A 16,794-nucleotide genomic window follows, 5' to 3' on the forward strand; every position below is an offset into this window, starting at 1 on the left:
TAGAAGGGCCATAGACCCTGCGCCCCCTAAACCGCTGATGAGGATTGCTCCGATGGCCGGCAAAACGCTGTACGACAAGCTCTGGGACATGCATGAGGTGAAGCGCCGCGACGATGGTTCGTCGCTGATCTACATCGACCGGCAGATCCTTCACGAAGTGACCTCGCCGCAGGCCTTCGAAGGGCTGCGTCTGGCCGGGCGTAAGCCCTGGCGAGTGGACGCCAACATCGCCACCCCGGACCACAACGTGCCGACCACCAAGGCCGAGCGTCAGGGCGGCCTGGAAGCCATCGCCGACGAAGTGTCACGCATCCAGGTGCAGACCCTCGACGAGAACTGCGACGACTTCGGCATCCTCGAATTCAAGATGAACGACAGCCGCCAGGGCATCGTTCACGTGGTCGGCCCGGAGCAGGGCGCCACCCTGCCGGGCATGACCGTGGTCTGCGGCGACTCGCACACCTCCACCCACGGCGCCTTCGGCGCCCTGGCCCACGGCATCGGGACTTCCGAGGTCGAGCATGTGCTGGCCACCCAGTGCCTGGTCGCCAAGAAGATGAAGAACATGCAGGTGCGCGTCGAGGGCCAGCTGCCCGCCGGCGTCACCGCCAAGGACATCGTCCTCGCGGTGATCGGCAAGATCGGCACCGCCGGCGGCAACGGCCATGCCCTGGAATTCGCCGGCAGCGCGATTCGCGAGCTGTCCCTGGAAGGGCGCATGACCATCTGCAACATGTCCATCGAGGCCGGCGCCCGCGTCGGCCTGGTGGCGGTGGACGAGAAGACCGTCGAGTACGTCAAGGGCCGTCCGTTCGCGCCGAAAGGCAGCGACTGGGACAAGGCCGTGGCTGCCTGGGCCGACCTGGTCTCCGATGCCGATGCGCACTTCGACACCGTGGTCGAGCTGGACGCCGCCGAGATCAAGCCGCAGGTCAGCTGGGGCACTTCGCCGGAAATGGTCCTGGCCGTCGACCAGCGCGTGCCGGACCCGGCCGCCGAGGCCGACCCGGTCAAGCGCGACTCGATCGTGCGTGCCCTGAAATACATGGGCCTGAGCGCCAACCAGGCGATCACCGATATCCGGCTGGATCGCGTGTTCATCGGTTCCTGCACCAACTCGCGGATCGAAGACCTGCGCGCCGCCGCCGAGGTGGCCAAGGGCCGCAAGGTCGCCGGCAGCGTCAAGCAGGCGCTGGTGGTGCCGGGCTCCGGCCTGGTCAAGGCGCAGGCCGAGGCCGAAGGGCTGGACAAGATCTTCATCGAGGCCGGTTTCGAATGGCGTGAACCGGGCTGCTCCATGTGCCTGGCGATGAACCCGGACAAGCTGGGCAGTGGCGAGCATTGCGCCTCCACCTCCAACCGCAACTTCGAAGGCCGCCAGGGCGCCGGCGGGCGCACCCACCTGGTCAGCCCGGCCATGGCCGCCGCCGCCGCGGTGACCGGCCATTTCATCGATGTACGCGAACTGATGCAGGCCTGAGGAGACCGACCATGAAAGCCTTTACCCAACACACCGGTCTCGTCGTGCCGCTCGATCGCGCCAACGTCGACACCGACCAGATCATCCCCAAGCAGTTCTTGAAGTCGATCAAGCGCAGCGGCTTCGGCCCCAACCTGTTCGACGAGTGGCGCTACCTGGATGTCGGCCAGCCGAACCAGGACAGCTCGGGCCGTCCGCTCAATAAGGACTTTGTGCTGAATTTCCCGCGCTACCAGGGTGCCAGCGTGCTGTTGGCGCGCGAGAACTTCGGCTGCGGCTCGAGCCGCGAGCACGCGCCCTGGGCGCTGGAAGAGTACGGCTTCCGCACCATCATCGCGCCGAGCTTTGCCGACATCTTCTTCAACAACAGCTTCAAGAACGGCCTGCTGCCGATCATCCTCAAGGAGGATGAGGTCGATGCGCTGTTCCAGCAGGCCGAGGCCACCGAGGGCTACCAGCTGACCGTCGACCTGGCGGCGCAGACCGTGACCCGCCCGGATGGCGTGCAGTACGGGTTCGAGGTCGATGCCTTCCGCAAGCATTGCCTGCTCAACGGCCTGGACGACATCGGTCTGACCCTGCAGGACAGTGATGCGATCAAGGCCTTCGAAGCCAAACACCAGCAGAGCAGCCCCTGGCTGTTCGGCGCGATCAAGTAAGCCGGGCGCCCGGCGCACCCCACGACGAATTGAGGACACGATGAGCAAGCAGATTCTGATTCTTCCCGGTGACGGCATCGGCCCGGAAATCATGGCCGAGGCGGTCAAGGTGCTGCAGCTGGCCAATGACAAGTACAGCCTGGGCTTCGAGCTGAGCTTCGACGAGCTGGGCGGCGCCGCCGTGGACAAGTACGGTGTGCCGCTGGCCGACGAGACCCTGGCGCGTGCGCGCGCCGCCGATGCGATCCTGCTCGGCGCGGTGGGTGGGCCCAAGTGGGACAAGATCGATCCGGCCCTGCGCCCGGAGCGCGGCCTGCTGAAGATCCGTTCGCAGCTGGGCCTGTTCGCCAACCTGCGCCCGGCCATCCTCTATCCGCAGCTGGCCGATGCCTCGTCGCTGAAGCCGGAAGTGGTGGCGGGCCTGGATATCCTCATCGTCCGCGAGCTGACCGGTGGCATCTACTTCGGCCAGCCGCGCGAGAGCAAGGTGCTGGAGAGCGGCGAGCGCATGGCCTACGACACCCTGCCGTACAGCGAGAGCGAGATCCGCCGCATCGCCCAGGTCGGTTTCGCCATGGCCCGCGTGCGCGGCAAGAAGCTGTGCTCGGTGGACAAGGCCAACGTGCTGGCCTCCAGCCAGCTGTGGCGCGCCGTGGTCGAGGAAGTGGCCAAGGACTACCCGGACGTCGAACTGAGCCACATGTACGTCGACAACGCCGCCATGCAGCTGGTCCGTGCACCCAAGCAGTTCGACGTGATGGTCACCGACAACATGTTCGGCGACATCCTGTCGGATGAGGCTTCCATGCTCACCGGTTCCATCGGCATGCTGCCGTCCGCCTCGCTGGACGCCAACAACAAGGGCATGTACGAGCCGTGCCACGGCTCGGCGCCGGATATCGCCGGCCTTGGCATCGCCAACCCGCTGGCGACCATCCTCTCGGTTTCGATGATGCTGCGTTACAGCTTCAGCCAGGTTGCCGCGGCCGATGCCATTGAGCTGGCCGTGAGCAAGGTGCTGGACCAGGGCCTGCGCACCGGCGACATCAGCTCGCCGGGCACGACCAAGGTCGGTACCGCAGCCATGGGCGATGCGGTAGTCGAAGCGCTGCGTAGTCTGTAATCTTTCAGCCCCTCCGGGACTGCCCGGCGGGTTGTATATAAAGGTGTAGTCGTTATGAAACGTGTAGGTCTGATCGGTTGGCGCGGTATGGTCGGTTCCGTGCTCATGCAGCGCATGCTGGAAGAGCGTGACTTCGACCTGATCGAGCCGGTGTTCTTCACCACCTCCAATGTCGGCGGCCAGGGCCCGGCCGTGGGCAAGGACATTGCCCCGCTGAAGGATGCCTACAGCATCGACGAGCTGAAAAGCCTCGACGTGATCCTCACCTGCCAGGGTGGCGACTACACCAGCGAAGTCTTCCCCAAGCTGCGCGAAGCCGGCTGGCAGGGTTACTGGATCGACGCGGCCTCCAGCCTGCGCATGGCCGATGACGCGGTGATCGTGCTGGACCCGGTGAACCGCAAGGTCATCGACCAGTCGCTGGATGCCGGCACCAAGAACTACATCGGCGGCAACTGCACCGTCAGCCTGATGCTGATGGCCCTGGGCGGCCTGTACGAAGCCGGCCTGGTCGAGTGGATGAGCGCCATGACCTACCAGGCGGCGTCCGGCGCCGGGGCGCAGAACATGCGCGAGCTGATCAAGCAGATGGGTGCGATCAACGCCTCGGTGGCCGATGACCTGGCCAATCCGGCCAGCGCCATCCTCGACATCGACCGCAAGGTTGCCGAGGCCATGCGTGGCGAAGGCTTCCCCAGCGACCAGTTCGGCGTGCCGCTGGCCGGCAGCCTGATCCCCTACATCGACAAGGAACTGCCGAACGGGCAGAGCCGCGAAGAGTGGAAGGGCCAGGCCGAGACCAACAAGATCCTCGGGCGCAACAAGAGCCCGATCCCGGTCGACGGCCTGTGCGTGCGCATCGGCGCCATGCGCTGCCACAGCCAGGCGCTGACCATCAAGCTGAACAAGGACGTGCCGCTGGCCGATATCGAAGGCCTGATCAGTCAGCACAACCCCTGGGTCAAGCTGGTGCCGAACCAGCGTGAGGCCAGCATGCGCGAGCTGACGCCGACTGCCGTCACCGGCACCCTCAGCGTGCCGGTCGGACGCCTGCGCAAGCTCAACATGGGCTCGCAGTACCTCGGTGCCTTCACCGTCGGCGACCAGCTATTGTGGGGCGCGGCCGAACCGCTGCGACGCATGCTGCGCATCCTGCTGGAGCGTTAAGCAACAAGGGCCGGCCAACACCGGCCCTTGTTCATTGCGGGCGGCAAATTGCCTGTACGGGCGGCGCCGGTTAGAGTGCCGTCCATTCGCTTCTCTGGGTAAGGCCTGCTGATGTCCAAGCTTTTCGATATCGCCGTGATCGGTGCCACCGGCACGGTCGGTGAAACCCTGGTGCAGCTGCTCGAAGAGCGCGCCTTCCCCCTGGCCAGTCTGCATCTGCTGGCCGGCAGCGCCTCGGCAGGGCAGTCGGTGCCATTCAAGGGCAAGAACCTGCGGGTGCGCGAGCTGGCCGACTTCGACTTCGCCCAGGTGCAGCTGGTGTTCTTCTGTGCGGGCGCGTCCGTCACCCAGGCCTATGCGGCGAAGGCCCTGGGCGCCGGTTGCGCGGTGATCGATCTGAGCGGCGGGCTGCCCCTGGAGCAGGCGCCGCGCCTGGTGCCGGAGGCCAATGGCGAACTGCTGGCCGGGCTCCCGGCGCCTTTTCTGCTGAGCAGTCCGCAGCCGCTGGTGGTGGCCCTGGCGCTGGTGCTGGCACCGTTGCGGGCCGCGCTGGCGCTGCAAAGGGTCAACGTGATGGCGGCCCTGGCGGTGTCCAGCCAAGGCCGCGAGGGCATTGCCGAGCTGGCCCGGCAGACCACTGAGCTGCTCAACATGCGCCCGCTGGAGCCCAAGGTGTTCGACCGGCAGATCGCCTTCAACCTGCTGGCCCAGGTCGGCGGGCTGGAGGAGGGCGGGCACGCACTGCTGGAGCGCCAGCTGGCCGAGGAGCTGAAACAGGTGCTGGCGCTGCCGGAGCTGCGCGTCGCGGCCACCTGTGTGCAGGCGCCGGTGTTCTTCGGCGATAGCCTGGCCGTTTCGCTGCAGGCCGCCGAAACCGTGGATCTTGCCCTGGCGGCCCGGCTGCTGGAGGCGCAGGAGGGCATCGAACTGGTCGAGGCCGGCGATTATCCGAGCGTGGTCGGCGACGCCGTGGGGCAGGACGAGGTGTATGTGGGGCGTCTGCGCACGGGGCTGGATGATCCGGCCGAACTCAATTTGTGGATTGCGTCTGATAATGTGCGAAAAGGCTCCGCGCTAAATGCTGTGCAAATAGGCGAGTTATTGATAAAACACTATCTGTAAAAGATACTTAGCCCCAAATTTGAAGAATCTTTCTAGCTTGGCAATACTGGTTTGGCTGTTCGCTGACGGGGAACCGCTGTAGGCGGGTGCAGGCAGTGACCTTCAAAATCCTCTCGATTATCGAGAAAAAAAGATAAAACAAGGGATTACGCTATGGTTCGGGTTCGCAAACTGGTGCTGGCAATCGCCGCTGCTTCGGCGCTGACCTCCGGTACGGCGCATGCGCTTGGGCTGGGGGAAGTTACCCTCAAGTCCTCGCTGAGCCAGCCGTTGGTGGCGGAAATCGATTTGCTCGAGGTGCGCGATCTCGGCACTGCCGAGGTGATTCCGGCATTGGCGTCCCCGGAGGAGTTCAACAAGGCTGGCGTCGATCGCCAGTACTTCCTGACCGACCTCAAGTTCACGCCGGTGATCAAGCCCAACGGCAAGAGCGTGATCCGCATCACCTCCAGCAAGCCGGTGAACGAGCCCTACCTGAATTTCCTGGTGGAAGTGCTGTGGCCCAACGGTCGCCTGCTGCGTGAATACACCTTGCTGCTCGATCCGCCGCTCTACTCGCCGCAACCCGTAGTGGTCGCGGCTCCGCGCCTGCCGGTCGCCGCACCGGTATCGGCACCGGCGCCACGTCCGCAGGCTGCTGCGCCGACCCCGCGTCCGGTCGCGCCGTCCGCGGCTCCGCTCGCCAGCCGTCCAGCCGCGCCGACCAGTGCTCCCAGCCAGATCCAGGGTAACGAATACAAGACCACCTCCAGCGATACGCTGTGGGAAATCGCCCAGCGCACCCGCCAGGGCGGCTCCGTGCACCAGGCCATGCTGGCGATCCAGGAACTCAATCCGGGCGCCTTCGTCGACGGCAACATCAATCGACTGAAGAGCGGCCAGGTGCTGCGCCTGCCCGATGATCAGCAGATCAAGAGCCGCAGCCAGGCCGAGGCCATCGCCCAGGTGACCGCGCAAAATACCGCCTGGCGCGAAGGTCGCAGCCTGGCCAGCGCCGGTTCGCGTCAGCTGGATGCGACCAAGCGCTCCGAGGCCGGTGCCGCGCCAGCCAAGGCCGAAAGCAAGGACAGTCTCAAGCTGGTGGCCGCCGAGAGCGGCAAATCGGCCGGTGGCAGCGAGAAGGGTGCCGGCGACAGCAAGGCCCTCAACGACCAGCTGGCCGTGACCAAGGAAAGCCTGGACTCCACTCGTCGTGAGAACGAAGAGCTGAAGGGGCGCATGACCGACCTGCAGAGCCAGCTGGACAAGCTGCAGAAGCTGATCGCCCTGAAAGACAATCAACTGGCCAAGCTGCAAACCGATCTGGCCAAGCAGCCGGCGGCCGCTCCAGCCGTTCCGGCTGCCAGCGCGGCGCCGGCGCAGCCTGTCGCGCCGGTGGAGGCCAAGCCGCAAGCGGTCGAGCCTGCTGCAGTCAAGCCCGCTGAAGTCAAACCGGCTGAGGCTCCGGTCGCACCGGCTCCGGTGGCCGAGGCCGCCAAGCCAGCTACCCCCGACTACAACTACAGCGAAGAGCCGGCCGCCAAGGTCGAGGCGCCCAAGCCTGCAGTCGCCGCCCCGGCGCCTGCTCCGGCCAAGCCTGCGGCACCGGCCAAGCCGGCTCCGGTCGTGGCTGCCGAGCCGCAGCCGAGCAGCTTTGTCGATGACCTGCTGGCCAACCCGATGCTGCTCGGTGCGGTCGGCGGTGGCGCGCTGCTGGCGCTGCTGGTCGGCCTGATGGTGCTGTCGCGGCGCAATGCACTGAAGGAAGCCGAGCTGCAGAACAGCCTGGCCGGCGACGATCTGGGCAGCACCTTCGAGGCCGATCTGGATATGCCGCAAGACAGCTTCGCCGAGCTGGACGATGCTTCCTCGGAAACCGTGGTGCGCGAGCAGGAGCGTGTCGCTCCGCAGACCGCCGATGCCCTGGGCGAGGCGGATATCTACATCGCCTACGGCAAGTTCAGTCAGGCCGCCGAGCTGTTGCTGAATGCCATCAACGACGAACCGCAGCGCGCCGATCTGCGCCTGAAACTGATGGAAGTCTATGCCGAGCTGGGCGACCGCGACGGTTTTGCCCGCCAGGACCAGGAGCTGCGTGAGATCGGTGGCGCTGCCGCCAATGTCGACCAGCTCAAGGCCAAGTATCCGGCCATGGTCGCGGCTGCCGCTGGCAGCATGGCGGCACTGGATGACATGGATTCCTTCAGCCTCGACGATCTGACCCTGGACGAGCCTTCCGCTCCGGCCAAGGGCGCCGATCTGGATGACGCCTTCGACCTGAGCCTGGATGAGCTGGAAAGCGAGCTGCAGGATGCCCCCAAGCTGGCCGATGCCGACCTGGATGCCCTGAGCTTCGATACCCCGGTTGCCGAGTCCAGCGCTGCCGCTGACCTGGACTTCGATCTGGACCTCGGCGCCGACAGCACGGCCGATGCGCTGGATCTGGGTGACGATCTGGCCGACTTCAGCTTGGACCTGGACGCCGACAGCAAGCCGAGCGAGCTGGCCGATGACGACTTCATGCTCAGCCTGGAGGACGAGCCGGCGGTATCGCTGAGTTCGGCTCCGGCCGCAGCCGCCGCCGAAGCAGACATGTCGGCCGATTTCGATCTGTCGCTGGCCGACGAGCCGGTTGCGGCCGCGCCCGCTGCCGACAGTTTTGCCGCGCAGCTGGATGAAGTCAGCGCCGAACTGGAGCAACTGAGCGGCGGTCTGGATGACGACCTGCTCGCCGACGATCTGGCCTTTGCCCCAGCGCAAGCGCCGGCCGCCGCCGCAGGACTGGATATGGACGACGATTTCGACTTCCTCTCGGGAACCGATGAAACCGCGACCAAGCTGGATCTGGCGCGGGCCTACATCGACATGGGCGACACCGAAGGTGCTCGCGATATCCTCGACGAAGTGGTCGCCGAAGGTAATGAAGGTCAGCAGCAGGAAGCGCGCGAGCTGATCGGTAAACTGGTCTGATACATGTCTGAAGCAGTACCAACAGCGGCAGCCGATTCGGCTGCCGTTGGCGTTTCCAGGATTGCCCTGGGCGTCGAATACCGGGGCTCGCGTTATCGCGGCTTCCAGCGCCAGCGCGCCGGGGTGCCGTCGATTCAGGAAAGCCTGGAAAAAGCCCTGTCCAAGGTCGCCGGCGGCGCGCCGGTGGTCTTGAGCTGCGCCGGTCGCACCGATGCGCTGGTGCATGCCAGCGGCCAGGTGGTGCATTTCGACACCCGTGTCGAGCGCACCATGCACTCCTGGGTGATGGGCGCCAACCTCAACTTGCCGGCGGATATCAGCGTCACCTGGGCCAAGGCCATGCCGCCTGAGTTCGATGCGCGCTTCAGCGCCATGGCGCGGCGTTACCGCTACGTGATCTACAACGACCAGATCCGCCCGGCGCACATGGCCGAGGAAGTGACCTGGAACCACCGGCCGCTGGATGTCGAACGCATGCGCGCCGCGGCGCGCTACCTGATCGGTACCCATGACTTCAGTGCCTTTCGTGCGCGCCAGTGCCAGGCCAAGTCGCCGATCAAGACCGTGCATCACCTGGAGCTGCTCGAGCATGGGCGCTTCATCGTGCTGGACATCCGCGCCAATGCCTTTCTCCATCACATGGTGCGCAACTTCGCCGGGGTGCTGATGACCATCGGTGCCGGCGAGCGGCCGGTGGAGTGGGTGGCCGAGGTGCTGGAAAGTCGCGTGCGCCGCACGGGCGGTGTGACCGCGCATCCTTACGGTCTGTACCTGGTGCAGGTGGAGTACCCGACGCAGTTCGACCTGCCGCAGCGCTACCTGGGGCCGCACTTCCTCTCAGGCTTGCCGGATGTGATGGCGGGCGCATAAGCGCTCGAGATTGCGCGAAAAACGCTCAACAGCCCCTTGGGCCTTTTGCTACCATCGTTTTTTCCCTACAAGGTGTCCCTACTTGTCAGCCGTTCGCAGCAAAATTTGTGGCATCACCCGGGTCGAGGATGCGCTTGCCGCAGCCGCGGCGGGGGCCGATGCCATCGGCCTGGTGTTCTACGCCAAGAGTCCGCGTGCGGTCAGCGTCGAGCAGGCACGGCAGATCATCGCCGCCCTGCCGCCTTTCGTGACCACTGTTGGCCTGTTCGTCGATGCCGGGCGCGACGAGCTGCGGCAGATCCTGGCGCAGGTACCCCTGGATCTCCTGCAGTTCCACGGCGATGAGAGCGCCGAGCAGTGCGAGGGGCACGGCAGGCCCTATATCAAGGCGTTGCGGGTCAAGGCCGGTGACGATGTGGCGGCGCAGGTGGCGCGCTATCCGGGGGCTGCCGGTGTACTGCTGGATACCTTCGTCGAAGGCGTTCCCGGCGGTACGGGCCTGGCGTTCGACTGGTCGCTGGTGCCGGCGGGCTTGGCCAAACCGGTGATTCTGGCCGGTGGCCTGACGCCGGAGAATGTCGCGGCAGCGATTGCTCGTGTGCGCCCTTATGCGGTGGATGTCAGCGGTGGGGTGGAGTCGGCCAAGGGCATCAAGGACGCGGACAAGGTCAGGGCTTTTATTCGTGCGGCGCAGGGTGGCTGATGTGACGGGCCGGCAGCGCCTGCCGTCCATAAACAGTCTTTGAATTGTCCCGCAGGGTCCGCTTCGGCTGGGTTTGGCGGGCCGCGAGTATGAGTTTGCCGGGATTGTAGAGTCGTCCCGGGTCAGCTACGGAGAGTGAGCATGAGCAACTGGTTGAGAGAAAAACTGATCCCTTCGATCATGCGTTCCGAGGTCAAGAAGAGCTCGGTGCCGGAAGGCCTGTGGCACAAGTGTCCGTCCTGCGACGCCGTGCTGTATCGCCCCGAGCTGGAAAAGACCGAAGATGTCTGCCCCAAGTGCAACCATCACATGCGTATCGATGCGCGCAGCCGCCTGGACATCTTCCTCGACCCCGAGGGTCGCGAGGAAATCGGTGCCGAGCTGGAACCGGTGGATCGCCTGAAATTCCGTGACAGCAAGAAGTACAAGGATCGCCTGAGCGCCGCGCAGAAGGATACCGGCGAGAAGGATGCTCTGGTGTCCATGAGCGGTACGCTGCTCGGCATGCCGATCGTCACCTGCGCCTTCGAGTTCAGCTTCATGGGCGGCTCCATGGGCGCCATCGTCGGCGAGCGCTTCGTGCGTGCCGCCAACGTTGCCCTGGAAAAGCGCTGCCCGCTGGTGTGCTTCGCCGCTTCCGGCGGCGCGCGCATGCAGGAGGCGCTGATCTCGCTGATGCAGATGGCCAAGACCTCGGCCGTGCTGGCGCGTCTGCGCGAGGAGGGCATTCCCTTCATCTCGGTACTGACCGATCCGGTCTACGGCGGGGTTTCCGCCAGCCTGGCCATGCTCGGTGACGTGATCGTCGCCGAGCCACGCGCGCTGATCGGCTTCGCCGGCCCGCGGGTTATCGAGCAGACCGTGCGCGAGAAGCTGCCGGAAGGCTTCCAGCGCAGCGAGTTCCTGCTTGAGCACGGCGCCATCGACATGATCATCCATCGTCAGGAGCTGCGCCCGCGTCTGGCCCGCCTGCTGGCGCAACTGCAGCACCTGCCGGCTCCCGCCCTGGCCCAGGTTCCGGCCACGGCATGAGTGAGCGCACCCTCGCCGACTGGCTCGCCTACCTCGAGCAGCTGCACCCCAGCGCCATCGACATGGGCCTGGAGCGCTGCCGGCAGGTGGTCGAGCGGCTCGGCCTGGGGCGGCTCGCGCCGCGGGTGATCACGGTCACCGGCACCAACGGCAAGGGTTCCACCTGTGCTTTCCTGGCCTCGCTGCTGCAGCAGCAGGGCCTGCGCGTCGGGGTTTACAGTTCTCCGCACCTGTTGCGCTACAACGAGCGGGTACAGATCGCTGGCCAGCAGGCCGACGATGCTTCCCTGTGCGCGGCTTTCGCCGCGGTCGAGGCCGCGCGTGGCGAGACTTCCCTGACCTACTTCGAGATGGGCACCCTGGCGGCGTTCTGGCTGTTCGAACGTGCCGCCCTGGATGCGCTGGTGCTGGAAGTCGGCCTGGGCGGACGGCTGGATGCGGTCAATCTGATCGACGCCGATCTGGCATTGATCACCAGCATCGGCATCGATCACGCCGACTGGCTGGGCGACAGTCGTGAGTCGGTGGCTTTCGAGAAGGCCGGGATCCTGCGCCAGGGCCGTCCGGCGCTGTGCGGCGATCTCGATCCGCCGCGACCGCTGCTGGAGCGGGTGGCCGCGCTCGATTGTCCGTTCTTCCTGCGCGGGCGCGACTATGACCTCGCCATTGGCGAGCAGGGCTGGCACTGGTGGGGGCTGACTGCGGCCGGCGCCGTGCTGGAGCTGCACGACCTGCCGCTGCTCGATCTGCCCATGGAAAATGCGGCCCTGGCCCTGCAGGCCTATGCCCAGCTGGACCTGCCCTGGCAGGCCGGCGATATCCGTGCCGCCTTGCTCAATACCCGGGTCACCGGCCGCCTGGATCGTCGCCAGCTGCACTGGCAGGGCAAGACCCTGCAGTTGCTGCTGGATGTCGGGCATAACCCGCATGCGGCCGATTACCTGGCCACCCGCCTGGCGGCACGGCCGCCGCTGGGGCGGCGCCTGGCGGTGTTCGGCCTGTTGCAGGACAAGGATCTGGCCGGGGTGCTGAAACCCCTGCTGGGGCAAGTGCAGGGCTGGGCGGTGGCGCCGCTGTCGAGCCCGCGCAGCCGGCCGGCCGGTGAGCTGCAGGCGGCTTTGGCCAATCTGGGTGCCAGCGCGCTTGCCTGCGACAGTGTTGCCGAGGCATTGTTGGCGCAGTGCCGAGAGGCGACGGCCGAAGATGAGATTCTCGTGTTCGGATCTTTCTATTGTGTGGCCGAGGCCCTGGAATGGCTGGGGCAGCAGGCGGAGGCGGGTAATGGCTGTGCTGGATAAAGGGCTGAAGCAGCGAATCGTCGGGGCACTGGTGCTGGTGGCGCTGGCTGTGATCTTCCTGCCGATGCTGTTTTCCCGTGAGGACGAACTGCGCCAGGTGGTGGTGGATGCGCCCGCCATGCCGCAGGCCCCGGCGATCCCCGAGGTGGCGCTGGACCCGGTCGAGGTGCCGCAGCCGATTGCCGAGGAACAGGTGCCGCCGGTCGAGCCGCTGGATGTCCCCGAGGTCGCCGAGGCGCCGGCAACAGCACCGGCTGCCGTGGCGCCGGTCGAGCCGAGCCAGCCCGTTGCGCCGGCAGAACCGGCGCGCCTGGATGCCAGCAGCCTGCCGGTCAGCTGGTCGGTGCAGCTGGCCAGCCTGTCCAGCCGCAGTGGTGCCGAAGAACTGCAGAAGAAGCTGCGCAGCCAGGGCTACAACGCCTACGTGCGCACGTTCGAAGGGATGAACCGGGTGTTCGTCGGGCCGCTGGTCGAGCGTGCCGAGGCCGATCGCCTGCGCGACCAGCTCAATCGCCAGCAGAAGCTCAACGGCTTCGTCGTGCGTTTCCAGCCGGAAAGCCACTGATTGTGCGGGCCCGGCGCGAGGCCGGGCCGCGCTTGCGCAAAGCCGACTTACCCGATGGGGCTTGGCTCTGTTAAAATCCGCCGCCTTTCCCGTCTGTAGGCAGCATCGTGGCATTCACTTGGGTCGATTGGGCGATCATCGCCGTCATCGCCATTTCCAGTTTGATCAGCCTCAAGCGCGGTTTCTTCAAGGAAGCCCTGTCGCTGCTGACCTGGATCATCGCCGGTGTGGTCGCCTGGATGTTCGGCGGCGCCCTGTCGCAGCACCTCACGGAATTCATTGAAACCCCGTCGATGCGGGTCATCGCCGCCTGCGCCATGCTATTCATCGCCACCCTGCTGGTCGGTGCGCTGGTCAATTTCCTTATCGGTGAGCTGATCCGGGTCACCGGGCTGTCGGGCACCGACCGTTTTCTCGGCATGGTCTTCGGCGCAGCGCGCGGGGCCCTGCTGGTGGTGGTGCTGGTCGGGCTGGTCAGCCTGGCGCCGGTGCAACAGGACAAATGGTGGCAGCAGTCTAGTCTGATGCCGCATTTTCTGATGGTGGCGGACTGGTCGAAGAACCTGATTCTCAGTCTGTCCAGTCAGTGGTTGGCGAGCGGCATCAGCGCGCCGGCCGATCTGCCGTTCAAAGAGGTGCTGGTGCAGCCCAAGCTGCCCGAGAGCCTGTAGATTTAGCCTGATCCACAACGTAGGGGTTGCGTCACATGTGTGGCATTGTCGGTATTGTCGGTAAGTCCAACGTCAACCAGTCGCTGTATGACGCGCTGACCGTCCTCCAGCATCGCGGCCAGGACGCTGCCGGTATCGTGACCAGCCATGGCGGCCGGTTGTTTCTGCGCAAGGACAACGGCCTGGTACGGGACGTGTTCCAGCAGCGCCACATGCAGCGCCTGGTCGGCCAGATCGGCATCGGCCACGTGCGCTACCCGACCGCGGGCAGCTCCAGCTCGGCGGAGGCCCAGCCGTTCTACGTCAACTCGCCCTACGGCATCACCCTGGCGCACAACGGCAACCTGACCAACGTCGAGCAGCTGTCGCGCGAGATCTACGAATCGGACCTGCGCCACGTCAACACCAACTCCGACTCGGAAGTGCTGCTCAACGTGTTCGCCCACGAGCTGGCGGTGCGCGGCAAGCTGCAGCCGACCGAGGAAGACGTGTTCGCCGCCGTTGCCGGCGTGCATGCTCGTTGCAAGGGTGGCTACGCCGTGGTGGCGATGATCACCGGCTACGGCATCGTCGGCTTCCGCGACCCCCATGCGATTCGCCCGATCGTCTTCGGCCATCGCCATACCGACAACGGCGTGGAATACATGATCGCCTCCGAGAGCGTCGCCCTCGACGTACTCGGCTTCACCCTGATCCGCGACCTGGCCCCGGGCGAAGCGGTGTACATCACCGAAGACGGTCACCTGCACACCCGCCAGTGCGCGGAACACCCGCAACTGTCGCCGTGCATCTTCGAGCACGTCTACCTGGCCCGCCCGGACTCGCTGATGGATGGCGTGTCGGTGTACAAAGCGCGCCTGCGCATGGGCGAGAAGCTGGCCGAGAAGATCCAGCGCGAGCGCCCGGATCACGACATCGACGTGGTCATCCCGATTCCGGACACCAGCCGCACCTCGGCGCTGGAACTGGCCAACCACCTGGGCGTGAAGTTCCGCGAAGGCTTCGTCAAGAACCGCTACATCGGGCGCACCTTCATCATGCCCGGCCAGGCGGCACGGAAGAAGTCGGTGCGGCAGAAGCTCAATGCCATCGAACTGGAGTTCCGCGGCAAGAACGTGATGCTGGTGGACGACTCGATCGTGCGCGGCACCACCTGCAAGCAGATCATCCAGATGGCTCGCGAAGCCGGGGCGAAGAACGTGTACTTCTGCTCGGCGGCGCCGGCCGTGCGTTACCCGAACGTCTACGGCATCGACATGCCCAGCCCGCACGAGCTGATCGCCCATGGCCGCAGTACCGAGCAGGTGGCCGAGCTGATCGGTGCCGACTGGCTGGTGTATCAGGATCTCGAGGACCTGAAGGACGCGGTTGGCGGCGGCAAGGTCAAGATCGAGCATTTCGACTGCGCGGTGTTCGATGGCCAGTACGTCACCGGTGACGTCAACGAGGCTTACCTGAACAAGATCGAGCAGGCGCGTAACGACGCTAGCAAGGCCACCGCCGAGGCGGTCAGCGCGATCATCGATCTGCACAACGACTGAGGGCGAGCCGATGAGCCAGGATTGGGAAGCAGGGCGGCTGGACAGCGATCTCGATGGCGTGGGCTTCGATACCCTGGCCGTGCGCGCCGGGCAGCATCGCAGCCCGGAGGGTGAGCATGGTGAGGCCATGTTCCTCACCTCCAGCTACGTGTTCCGCAGCGCCGCCGATGCCGCCGCACGGTTTGCCGGCGAAGTGCCGGGCAACGTCTACTCGCGCTACACCAACCCCACCGTGCGGGCCTTCGAGGAACGCATCGCCGCCCTCGAAGGTGCCGAACAGGCCGTCGCCACCGCCTCCGGCATGGCGGCGATCCTGGCCATCGTCATGAGCCTGTGCAGCGCTGGCGACCATGTGCTGGTGTCGCGCAGCGTGTTCGGCTCGACCATCAGCCTGTTCGAGCGCTACCTGAAACGCTTCGGCGTGCAGGTCGACTACCCGCCGCTGGCCGACCTGGCTGGCTGGGAAGCGGCGTTCAAGCCCAATACCAAGCTGCTGTTCGTCGAGTCGCCGTCCAATCCGCTGGCCGAACTGGTGGATATCGCCGCCCTGGCCGAGATCGCCCATGCCCGCGACGCGCTGCTGGTGGTGGACAACTGCTTCTGCACCCCGGCGCTGCAGCAGCCGCTGAAGCTGGGGGCGGACATCATCATGCACTCGGCGACCAAGTACATCGACGGCCAGGGCCGTGGCCTGGGCGGCGTGGTCGCCGGGCGCCGCGCGCAGATGGAGGCGATCGTCGGCTTCCTGCGCACCGCCGGGCCGACCCTCAGCCCGTTCAATGCCTGGATGTTCCTCAAGGGCCTGGAAACCCTGCGCGTGCGCATGCAGGCCCACTGCGCCAGTGCCCTGGAACTGGCGCAGTGGCTGGAACAGCAGCCGGGCATCGAGCATGTCTACTATGCCGGCCTGCCCAGCCACCCGCAGCATGAGTTGGCCAAGCGCCAGCAGAGCGGCTTCGGCGCGGTGGTCAGTTTCGAGGTCAAGGGGGGCAAGGAGGCGGCCTGGCGCTTTATCGACGCGACGAAGGTCATTTCGATCACCACCAACCTGGGTGACACCAAGACCACCATCGCCCACCCGGCGACCACCTCCCATGGCCGCCTGTCGCCGCAGGAACGGGCGAATGCCGGGATCCGCGACAACCTGATCCGGGTTGCCGTGGGCCTGGAGGATATCGTCGACCTCAAGGCCGATCTGGCCCGCGGCCTGGCCGCGCTCTGAGGGTGTGGCTGCCCGGCGGGCAATCCGCCGGGCAGGTTGCGGGTGCGAAGTGGTCTAGGCTTGGTTGAACAACCCCCTCAACCAGGTGTGCCCATGAGCCTCATTCTTTTCCTGATTATCGGTGCCGTTGCCGGCTGGATTGCCGGCAAGCTGCTGCGTGGCGGCGGTTTCGGCCTGCTCGGCAATCTGGTGGTCGGCATTGTCGGTGCGGTGATCGGCGGCCACCTGTTCAGCTATCTCGGTGTCTCGGCCGGTGGCGGGCTGATCGGTTCGCTGGTCACCGCGGTGATCGGCGCGCTGGTGCTGCTGGTGATCGTCGGCCTGATCAAGAAGGCCTGAGTCCGCCCCGGGCCCGTTCCCGGTTACGGAAGCGGGCAGGGCGCGCGCGAGCC

Annotated in this window: 15 protein-coding genes; all 15 read left to right on the forward strand. The window is 65.9% G+C overall.

The genetic code is table 11. The annotated features are described in order from the left end of the window. Nucleotides 1-52: 52 nt before the first annotated feature. The gene (gene leuC / locus F3I62_RS16875) at nt 53-1,480 is read left to right on the forward strand and encodes a 3-isopropylmalate dehydratase large subunit (RefSeq protein WP_160490808.1); all 1,428 of its coding nucleotides are present in this window, start codon (nt 53-55) and stop codon (nt 1,478-1,480) included. Nucleotides 1,481-1,491: 11 nt separating this feature from the next. Then, the gene (gene leuD / locus F3I62_RS16880; RefSeq protein WP_160490809.1) at nt 1,492-2,139 is read left to right on the forward strand and encodes a 3-isopropylmalate dehydratase small subunit; all 648 of its coding nucleotides are present in this window, start codon (nt 1,492-1,494) and stop codon (nt 2,137-2,139) included. A 40-nt stretch (nt 2,140-2,179) separates the two neighbouring features. Then, on the forward strand, nt 2,180-3,262 hold the full coding sequence (gene leuB, locus F3I62_RS16885; protein ID WP_160490810.1) for a 3-isopropylmalate dehydrogenase: 1,083 nt from the start codon (nt 2,180-2,182) through the stop codon (nt 3,260-3,262). Between the two features lie 54 nt (nt 3,263-3,316). Beyond that, nucleotides 3,317-4,429 (forward strand): aspartate-semialdehyde dehydrogenase, encoded by a 1,113-nt coding sequence (gene asd / locus F3I62_RS16890; RefSeq protein ID WP_160490811.1) that lies wholly within the window; start codon nt 3,317-3,319, stop codon nt 4,427-4,429. A gap of 111 nt (nt 4,430-4,540) precedes the next feature. After that, nucleotides 4,541-5,551, forward strand: a complete 1,011-nt coding sequence (locus tag F3I62_RS16895; protein WP_160490812.1) for an aspartate-semialdehyde dehydrogenase — start codon at nt 4,541-4,543, stop codon at nt 5,549-5,551. Nucleotides 5,552-5,704: 153 nt separating this feature from the next. Next, nucleotides 5,705-8,500 carry a FimV family protein gene (locus F3I62_RS16900; protein WP_160490813.1) on the forward strand — a complete coding sequence of 932 codons (2,796 nt, stop codon included), beginning with the start codon at nt 5,705-5,707 and terminating at the stop codon, nt 8,498-8,500. 3 nt (nt 8,501-8,503) lie between these two features. Then, nucleotides 8,504-9,370, forward strand: a complete 867-nt coding sequence (gene truA / locus F3I62_RS16905) for a tRNA pseudouridine(38-40) synthase TruA (protein ID WP_160490814.1) — start codon at nt 8,504-8,506, stop codon at nt 9,368-9,370. An 82-nt stretch (nt 9,371-9,452) separates the two neighbouring features. Beyond that, nucleotides 9,453-10,073: a phosphoribosylanthranilate isomerase gene (locus F3I62_RS16910; RefSeq protein WP_160490815.1), complete on the forward strand. Its 621-nt coding sequence runs from the start codon at nt 9,453-9,455 to the stop codon at nt 10,071-10,073. A 141-nt stretch (nt 10,074-10,214) separates the two neighbouring features. Continuing rightward, complete coding sequence (gene accD, locus F3I62_RS16915; RefSeq protein WP_160490816.1) at nt 10,215-11,105, forward strand: acetyl-CoA carboxylase, carboxyltransferase subunit beta; 891 nt, start codon at nt 10,215-10,217, stop codon at nt 11,103-11,105. Continuing rightward, nucleotides 11,102-12,403 carry a bifunctional tetrahydrofolate synthase/dihydrofolate synthase gene (gene folC, locus F3I62_RS16920; RefSeq protein ID WP_160490817.1) on the forward strand — a complete coding sequence of 434 codons (1,302 nt, stop codon included), beginning with the start codon at nt 11,102-11,104 and terminating at the stop codon, nt 12,401-12,403. The genes accD and folC overlap by 4 nt, the downstream gene beginning before the upstream one ends. Then, on the forward strand, nt 12,387-12,968 hold the full coding sequence (locus F3I62_RS16925; protein ID WP_160490818.1) for an SPOR domain-containing protein: 582 nt from the start codon (nt 12,387-12,389) through the stop codon (nt 12,966-12,968). The genes folC and F3I62_RS16925 overlap by 17 nt, the downstream gene beginning before the upstream one ends. A 107-nt stretch (nt 12,969-13,075) precedes the next feature. Beyond that, nucleotides 13,076-13,639 (forward strand): CvpA family protein, encoded by a 564-nt coding sequence (locus F3I62_RS16930; RefSeq protein ID WP_160490819.1) that lies wholly within the window; start codon nt 13,076-13,078, stop codon nt 13,637-13,639. Nucleotides 13,640-13,674: 35 nt separating this feature from the next. After that, a complete protein-coding gene (purF, locus tag F3I62_RS16935; RefSeq protein WP_160490820.1) occupies nt 13,675-15,180 on the forward strand; it encodes an amidophosphoribosyltransferase in 1,506 nt (501 codons plus the stop codon). Nucleotides 15,181-15,190: 10 nt separating this feature from the next. Next, on the forward strand, nt 15,191-16,402 hold the full coding sequence (locus tag F3I62_RS16940; protein WP_160490821.1) for an O-succinylhomoserine sulfhydrylase: 1,212 nt from the start codon (nt 15,191-15,193) through the stop codon (nt 16,400-16,402). Nucleotides 16,403-16,495: 93 nt separating this feature from the next. After that, complete coding sequence (locus F3I62_RS16945; RefSeq protein ID WP_160490822.1) at nt 16,496-16,741, forward strand: GlsB/YeaQ/YmgE family stress response membrane protein; 246 nt, start codon at nt 16,496-16,498, stop codon at nt 16,739-16,741. The last annotated feature ends 53 nt before the right edge of the window (nt 16,742-16,794 follow it).

Origin of the sequence: Pseudomonas sp. R-28-1W-6 (assembly GCF_009799925.1) — a bacterium.
Taxonomy (GTDB): domain Bacteria; phylum Pseudomonadota; class Gammaproteobacteria; order Pseudomonadales; family Pseudomonadaceae; genus Aquipseudomonas.